Source organism: Methanobrevibacter sp., from assembly GCA_022775905.1.
In the GTDB taxonomy this organism is placed as follows: domain Archaea; phylum Methanobacteriota; class Methanobacteria; order Methanobacteriales; family Methanobacteriaceae; genus Methanocatella.
On sequence record JALFJX010000023.1, the window covers coordinates 40,853 to 48,459 of the forward strand.

A 7,607-nucleotide genomic window follows, 5' to 3' on the forward strand; every position below is an offset into this window, starting at 1 on the left:
TGCTTTACTCCTTTTGAATTTGAATCTTAGATTCAATTGCTGTTGAAATTGAACTTAATAACATTTTTGTTTTTAAATCAGTATTATGGATTTTTTTGAGTTTATTTACTTTACTGAGTAATAATTTGTTTTCTTCTTTGGTAAATGGAGAGTTTTTCCAGGAATTTGTCCAGTGAAGCAAATGAGGATTTACAGAAACTGTTTGGACTTCCTTAGAAAATCCTTCAGTGCATTGTCTGCAGTAAATGTATGATTCCATTAATTCATTTAAAAGTCTTACATTGACTGTATTGGTAATAGATTTGTCGTCAGGCAAGTCTCTTATGTAGTAATCATAGCACATGAAATTGTTTAAAAATACAATTCCTTTTGCTTTTAATAAAGCTTCAAGTGAAAATGCCATGTCGTCTCCTGAAACAAATGGTTGGAAGCGTAAATCATTGTCCATAATCAATTCTCTTTTGTAGATTTTACTCCAAACAGCAGGCGCCATCTTAAGTAAATCAGGTTCCTGTTCGATGTTGTCAACATGGATTGTGTCAATTGGTGCATCTCTTTTGTAGGTTACTTCTAATGTTTTACCATAGAGGAATCTTTCAACGAAATTGTCCCAAATGAAATCTGGAACATCTAAAAAGTTCGCTGTTTCAAATTCCTCATCAGGATAACTGTTTTCCAAAGTATCTAAATAAGGTGAGAATGATTTTTGAACTTTTCCACCATATTCGAATATTCTTCTAAAACGACCGAATGCAATATCTGCATCATTGTTTTTAGCAGCGTTGTATAGTTTTTCACATGCATCTGGGGTGTATCTGTCATCAGGGTCTAAAAACATTATGTAATCACCAGTACATGCATCAATACCAGTATTACGTGGTGTATATGCTGCACCACTGTTTTTTTCATGATGAATTGCAATACAGCAGTCATATTTTTCAGCATATTCGTCTATAATTTTGTCAGATCCGTCAGTTGAACAATCGTTAACCATAATGATTTCCAAGTTTTCATTTCCGATTGTTTGATTAATAAGTGAGTCAATTCCACCTCTTAAGTGGTCACCAACATTAAAAATCGGTAAAATAATGCTTATTTTATCATCCATTTAGCTCTCTCCATTTTTTAAATAATAATTCCATCATGTCTGGAACTGTGTAAGTGTCAGGGTGAATGTAGGTAATATCATATTTTTTCAAAACTTTTGCAGTAATCGGGCCAATGCAAACAGTCAATAAATTATTAGATAATAATTTAGCTATTTTTTCCTTGTCATCTGTTATTTCAAAGAAATTCTCAACAGTTAGCGGACTTGTAAATGTAATAGCATCGATTTGTTTATTTTCAATTTTTAAAATCAATTCTTTTATGCTGTCTTCATCCATTGGGAATAGTGATTTGTAAGCTTCAGCTAAAAGCACAGTATTTCCCATTTTTTCCAATTCTTCTGGAAGAACAGGTCTTGCAGAAAGAGTTCTTGGAATTCCAATAACCTGGTTTGTAATATTGCGTTTTTTAAATTCCTCGATTAAGCCTTCTGCTGTAAAATCTTCAGGAATCAAATCAACTTTTAAACCGTTTTCTTCAGCAAGTTTTCCGGTTTTATTTCCAATAACAGCTAATTTACAAGTTAAACTACCTAAAAAATCAGGATAAAACTTATTAAAAGAATCAATAGTGGTTGGAGAGGTAAAAACAATCCAGTCAAGTTCATCTTTTCTTTTAACCAATTCTTTTAATGAATCACTGTTAACAGGTTTTAAATCAAGTGTAGGTGCTAAAAAAGCTTCTCCACCTAATTTTTCTACAATTTCACAAGCCTTTTTTGCTCTGTCTTTAGGTCTTGTTATTGCAACAACGGGTTTTGACATTTTAAATTACCTTCATTAATTTATAATGTTATATATTTTGTTTTAATTGGTTTATATTATTTGTTAATTTTTAATATTAAAAAAAGAAAAGCTATTTTTTCAATCTATATAGTTAAATAATATTTTTAATAGATTACATTATATGGTCGCAGGTGAATTTAGAAAGTATAGTGATGACGAGATTAAACATCTCCAAGAAGTAGAACTAATGATTCTCAAAGATGTTGTAAAAGTATTGGATAAACATGATTTAAAATACTATATGTATGGTGGTTCTCTTATCGGAACCATAAGACATGAAGGTTTCATTCCTTGGGATGATGACATTGATATTATCTTATTTAGAGAAGACTTTGACAAATCCCTTGATATTTTAAAAGAAGAATTGTCAGACAAATATGACCTTATCCAAATGAATTATATTGACGACTGTTTTGGATCTTTTGCAAAAATCTCTCTTAAAGACACTACTTTCAGCCGCTGGTACACTGATTATGTGGAATATGGCCTTGGAATCAACATTGACTTATTTGTACTTGACAATATTCCAGATAGTGATTTTATAGGTAAATTACACCATTTTGCATACGTATTCTTTTACCAGTTTGTTATTAATTCCTGTATTAAAATGGATATGTACACTAAATTTAGAACTAAAATGCACCACGCAGCATATCACTTCTTAAATATTATTCCAATCAACAAAAGCTTCTGGAAAAAGGTATTGACCAAAGTAATGACCTTTTTTAATAATAAGAAAACAAACAGGGTTGTTGACTGCTTTAACCTTGCAGGATACATGGCATATGATAGAGATGATTTTGAACCTGCACTTAAAGCTAAATTCGAAGATTTTGAAGTTAGAATTCCTAAAAACTATGATAAACTTTTAACTCAAATATACGGAGATTATATGGAAATTCCACCTGTAGAAAAAAGATATAATGCTGCACCGGATGTTCTTGATTTCGGTAAGTATTAATTTTTTATATTAAATAATTTAAATATTAAATCATGTTTTCAAATATAGGTGTTGTTGGTGCAGGCGCTATGGGAAGTGCAATTTCCCAGACAGTCTGCGATAATACTAAAAAAGTTTCATTGTATGCAAGACGCAAAGAAGTTGTCGATTCAATAAATGAAACTCATTTTAACAGAGAATATTTCCCAAATATTCGCCTTGAAGACAATATCTTTGCAACAAATGATTTAAATGACTTGAAAGATGCTGAAGTCATCTTTTTAACTATTCCTTCTTCTAAAATGCGTGAAATCACACGCTCTTTAAAAGATATTATTTCTCCTGACTGTGTTTTGGTAAATACAGCAAAAGGTCTTGAAAAACAATCTCAAAAAAGAATGAGTGAAGTTATAAAAGAAGAAATTGGAAGACCTGCATGTGTTTTATCCGGACCAAATATTGCAGCAGAAATGGTTGAAAGAACATTTTCATCAGCTTCAATTGCATGTGAAGATGAACAATACCTTGATAAAGTTAAAAAAGCACTTTCAACTCCTAAATTTAAGGTTTCTGCAAGCACTGACGTTATTGGTGTTGAGTATTGTGGTATTATAAAAAATGTAATTGCAATATCTCAGGGAATCTGTGAAGGAATGAAAATAAACGATAACGCACGCTTTTCAGTATTTACAAAAACCTATAATGAAACAAAAGACATAATTGAAAAATTTGGCGGTAGCAGAAAAACAGTAGATGACTACTGCGGATTTGGAGACATTATTACTGCTTCAACACTTACTGTAAGTAGAAACCATACATTAGGTGTGTTGTACGGTCAAAAAATAGTAATTGATGAGGAAGCATCAGGAATTCTTTTTGAAGGAAAAAACACAATTGTAATAATGAAAGACTTGTGTAAAAAGCACAATATTGATTGTGCAACAGTTGATTTTGCTTATGATGTAATTATTGATAGAATAAATCCAAAAGAAGCATTTAATAAATTTTGGGATAAATTATAGTGAGGTAGTTTAATGATTTGTGCAGCAATGCTTGCTGGAGGCGTAGGTTCCAGATTAAAACAGGGAAAGCCAAAACAATTTGTTAATATTAACAACAAACCGATTTTAGTTCACTCAGTTGAAACATTCTTAAATGTTGATGAACTTGATAAAATTATTGTATCTTCTCCAAAAGAGTGTATTGACAAAACAAAAAACTTAATGGAGGAATATTTCCCGCAAAATGATAGAATTGTTGTTATTGAAGGTGGAAAAACAAGAAACGACACTATTTTAAACTCAATTTATTATATGAAAGATCAAAACTGCGAAGATGACTCTATTTTGGTAACTCACGATGCATCAAGGATATTTGTATCAGAAAAGCTAATTGAAGATAGTATAAAATATGCAATTGAAGTTGGTGCTGCAAGTGCTGTAATACCAGCTACAGATGTAATATTCGAATCAAAAGAAGATGGAAAACTAACTGATGTTCCATTAAGAAAATATTTATGTCATGCTCAAACACCACAGTCATTTAACATTGACAAATTCCTTGAAATCTATGAAGATTTATCTGACGAGGAAATAGCTAAATTAGATGAAGCAATGGTTTTATTCCATTTAAGAAATGCTGATATTAAATTATTCCCAGGTGATCAGGGAAACTTCAAAATAACTCGTCCTTTTGATATTATAATGGCTGAGCTATTTTTAAAAAATAAGTAATTAGTGGATTTTAAAGTCCACTAAATGTTTTTACATAAGGTATTTTGCTTAAAACATATGGTAATAGCCATGAAAGCAATATTATTAAAACAAACATCACCGGAAACATTAAATGGGAATGTGGATTGTAGTATGAGAGGAATTTAACCACTAATACATGTGAGAAGTACATTCCGTAACTGCACACACTTAGAGAGATAATTGCTTTTCCAATGAAATTATCCTTAATTGAGTTAAATTTGTTTAATTTATCAAGATATTTAACAAACAAGAATAATCCGGTTCCCATAAATATAATTGGAACATTTTGATAAATCATACTGATGTATGGGCTATTGAAGTAGTTTAAATAAACAAATACGCTTAATGATGAAATCAATGTTATTAATCCAAGTAGACATACTTTGGAATCACTTATTTTAAACTCTTTATTTGCTAAATAATAACCTAAAACAGGATATCCAACATAACCTGCAAAATAGCTTAAATCAAAGTTGGTCCATAAAGGATATGCATTAAATGTTTTTAAAATCATCAAGATAAACCAGATGCTTAAAAAGTATTTTAAACCGCTTTCACCATATTCTTTGACAAATGAGTTAAGAACAGGTAAGAATAAATAAATTCCGATTAAAACCCAGAAATACCATGTAATTGAAGGTTCTCCAATAAATGTATTCCATAAAAATGCCTCATTATATCTGTAATATTGTAATTGAACTAAAATCAGGATAATCCAGAATATAAACGGATAAATAATTCTTGTAAATCTCTTTTTTAAAAATTCTGTTAAATCTGGATATGGTCTGTTTAAAATAAGAGCACCACTTATCATTAAAAATATAGGAACACCTATTCTTCCAATATCATGGAAGGTCATTTGTGCTACAATTTGTGTTGTACCTACAAGTGGACCAAAAAAGTGATTAACGTGACATATGATAACTGCAATAATAGCAAATGCTCTTAAAAAATCATAATAAAATATTCTTTCTTTTTTTGTTTTCATATTATCAGCTATTTAGTATTCTCCAAAGTCAATTTCTTCAGGAGCAGGATTAAATCTGGATTCTTCAGGTGGAAGCTGCATATAATCATTAAAATCCATAGTCAATATCTTATCATAGTTATTTGGAATACTGACTTCAAGACCTTCAAATTTAGCTTTTTTAGCAGGCACCCAATCGCTTCTGTTTGAAACAGGCATTAAAAATTCAGACGGAAAATCACAAACTCTTTCACACTTTTCATCTTTATATTTTGAAAATGACTCAACACATTTTCTTTTAATAGTAGTAGAAGAAACAGGAAGTATTTTTAAGAAATAATAAGCCATCTGCTGGATTATTTCTTTTAATCTGGATTCGTTTCTATATTTGATAAGAGAATAAATAGTCATCTGGTTAAGTGCAAAGCTTTTCCATTTTTGAATAAACCATTTGTACTTGTTATCAGGAATATTATCCAAAATAAAAATGTCCAAAAAGATATTTGGTGTGTAATCTACCTGATCTGCCCACCATTCTTTAAATAATGTATCTTTAAGTGTTAATCTGCCCCATGTGTAGTGATATGTCTTTTCGTTTAAAACATTAAAAAAGTTGTATTTATCATCAATTTCTTTTTCAAAAACTGCATTTAACTTCTCAAAGTCCTCTCTAAACATGATTACGTCAATATCATCGTCCCATGGGATGAAACCTTCATGTCTTATGGTTCCAAGAAGACTTCCAGCATACATAAAATAAGTTATATCATTTTCTTCGCATACTTTGGTGAAATATTTGAAGATTTCAATTTGAACTTCTTGCAGGTGTTTTAATGTTTCATCGTCATATCTATTGGATTTAAACATATTATTTGTCCTTTAATTTAGTAATTACTTAATTATTAGAAATTTTTAAATATTTCTTTTTATTAAGTTTATATAAAGATTAATTAATAAATTTTTTTTATTATATTATTATAAGGATGTAGATTTAATGTTAAATTTCACTGTTGGGCCGGTAATGAGTAGCAAAGCAGTTCTTGAAATCGGGGGTGAACAAACTCCTTATTTTAGAAATGATGAATTTTCAAAAGTAATGCTTGAAAACGAAGAATTAATGAAAGAATTTGTTTATGCAAGTGAAGATTCAAGAGTTGCTTTTATAACCGGATCAGGTACTGCTGCTATGGAAACAACTGTCATGAACGTATTTAATGATGAAGATAAAGTTTTAATCGTAAATGGTGGAGGATTTGGTCAGCGTTTTGTTGAATTATGCAAACTCCATAATATTCCATTTGATGAAATAAAACTTGATTTTGGTGAAAATATCACCAAAGAATTATTGGATTCATATGACGGTTCTAAATACACTGGATTTTTAGTAAATATCTGTGAGACAAGCTCCTGTGTTTATTATGACTTGGATTTAATCAGTGATTTTTGTAGTGAAAATGACATATTTCTTGTAGTTGATGCAATAAGTTCATTTTTAGCAAATCCATTGAATATGGTAGAAAAAAACATTGATGTAGTAATAACAGGTTCTCAAAAAGCTTTAGCTTGTCCTCCGGGAATTTCTGTAATTGTTTTAGGTGAAAATGCACTTGAGAGAGTTGAAAACAACACCTGCAGCTGCATGTATTTTGACTTAAAAGACATTTTAAAAAATGGTGAGAGAGGCCAAACTCCATTTACTCCTGCAGTAACAATATTATTACAAATCAACCAAAGATTAAAAGAAATCAAAAGCCAAGGTGGTGTTGAATCAGAAATCGAAAGAATTTCAACACTAGCTAGTGACTTTAGAAAAAGAATTGAAGATTTACCTTTGGAAATTCACTGCAATGATTTAGGAAATTCAGTTACTGGAGTATTTTGTGTTGATTCAAAAGCAGATGATGTTGTAGATGCACTTAAAAACGACTATGGTATTTGGGTTAATCCAAACGGTGGAGAAATTGGAGAAAAAATGTTTAGAGTTGGCCATATCGGAAATTTAACTCTAAAAGATAATGATGTACTTATTGATGCATTACATGATTTGGAAAAAA

8 protein-coding genes are annotated in these 7,607 nt (G+C 30.3%); 4 read left to right on the forward strand and 4 right to left on the reverse strand.

Annotated features, from left to right (window positions below):
• Positions 1 to 4: 4 nt before the first annotated feature.
• Both MR875_06690 and MR875_06695 read right to left on the reverse strand, forming a co-directional pair.
• On the reverse strand, positions 5 to 1,108 hold the full coding sequence (locus MR875_06690; protein ID MCI6994522.1) for a glycosyltransferase: 1,104 nt from the start codon (positions 1,106 to 1,108) through the stop codon (positions 5 to 7).
• A complete protein-coding gene (locus MR875_06695) occupies positions 1,101 to 1,871 on the reverse strand; it encodes a uroporphyrinogen-III synthase (protein ID MCI6994523.1) in 771 nt (256 codons plus the stop codon). Before MR875_06695 ends, MR875_06690 begins: the two co-directional genes overlap by 8 nt.
• A gap of 142 nt (positions 1,872 to 2,013) precedes the next feature.
• Between MR875_06695 and MR875_06700 the strand changes: the two genes are divergently transcribed.
• From MR875_06700 to MR875_06710, 3 genes are read left to right on the forward strand one after another with little or no spacing between them, the layout of a single operon-like run.
• Positions 2,014 to 2,853, forward strand: coding sequence for a LicD family protein (locus tag MR875_06700; protein ID MCI6994524.1), 840 nt, complete (start codon positions 2,014 to 2,016; stop codon positions 2,851 to 2,853).
• A 32-nt stretch (positions 2,854 to 2,885) separates the two neighbouring features.
• Entirely contained in the window at positions 2,886 to 3,854 is a 969-nt protein-coding gene (locus MR875_06705) for an NAD(P)H-dependent glycerol-3-phosphate dehydrogenase (protein ID MCI6994525.1), read from the forward strand.
• Between the two features lie 12 nt (positions 3,855 to 3,866).
• Positions 3,867 to 4,565 (forward strand): 2-C-methyl-D-erythritol 4-phosphate cytidylyltransferase, encoded by a 699-nt coding sequence (locus MR875_06710; GenBank protein ID MCI6994526.1) that lies wholly within the window; start codon positions 3,867 to 3,869, stop codon positions 4,563 to 4,565.
• Positions 4,566 to 4,575: 10 nt separating this feature from the next.
• Here MR875_06710 and MR875_06715 read toward each other — a convergent pair whose 3' ends face one another.
• Both MR875_06715 and MR875_06720 read right to left on the reverse strand, forming a co-directional pair.
• Positions 4,576 to 5,574, reverse strand: a complete 999-nt coding sequence (locus MR875_06715) for an acyltransferase (GenBank protein MCI6994527.1) — start codon at positions 5,572 to 5,574, stop codon at positions 4,576 to 4,578.
• A gap of 12 nt (positions 5,575 to 5,586) precedes the next feature.
• Positions 5,587 to 6,420: a LicD family protein gene (locus MR875_06720; protein MCI6994528.1), complete on the reverse strand. Its 834-nt coding sequence runs from the start codon at positions 6,418 to 6,420 to the stop codon at positions 5,587 to 5,589.
• A gap of 127 nt (positions 6,421 to 6,547) precedes the next feature.
• Here MR875_06720 and MR875_06725 point away from each other — a divergent pair.
• On the forward strand, positions 6,548 to 7,607 hold a 1,060-nt coding region (locus tag MR875_06725), incomplete at its 3' end, for an aminotransferase class V-fold PLP-dependent enzyme (protein ID MCI6994529.1).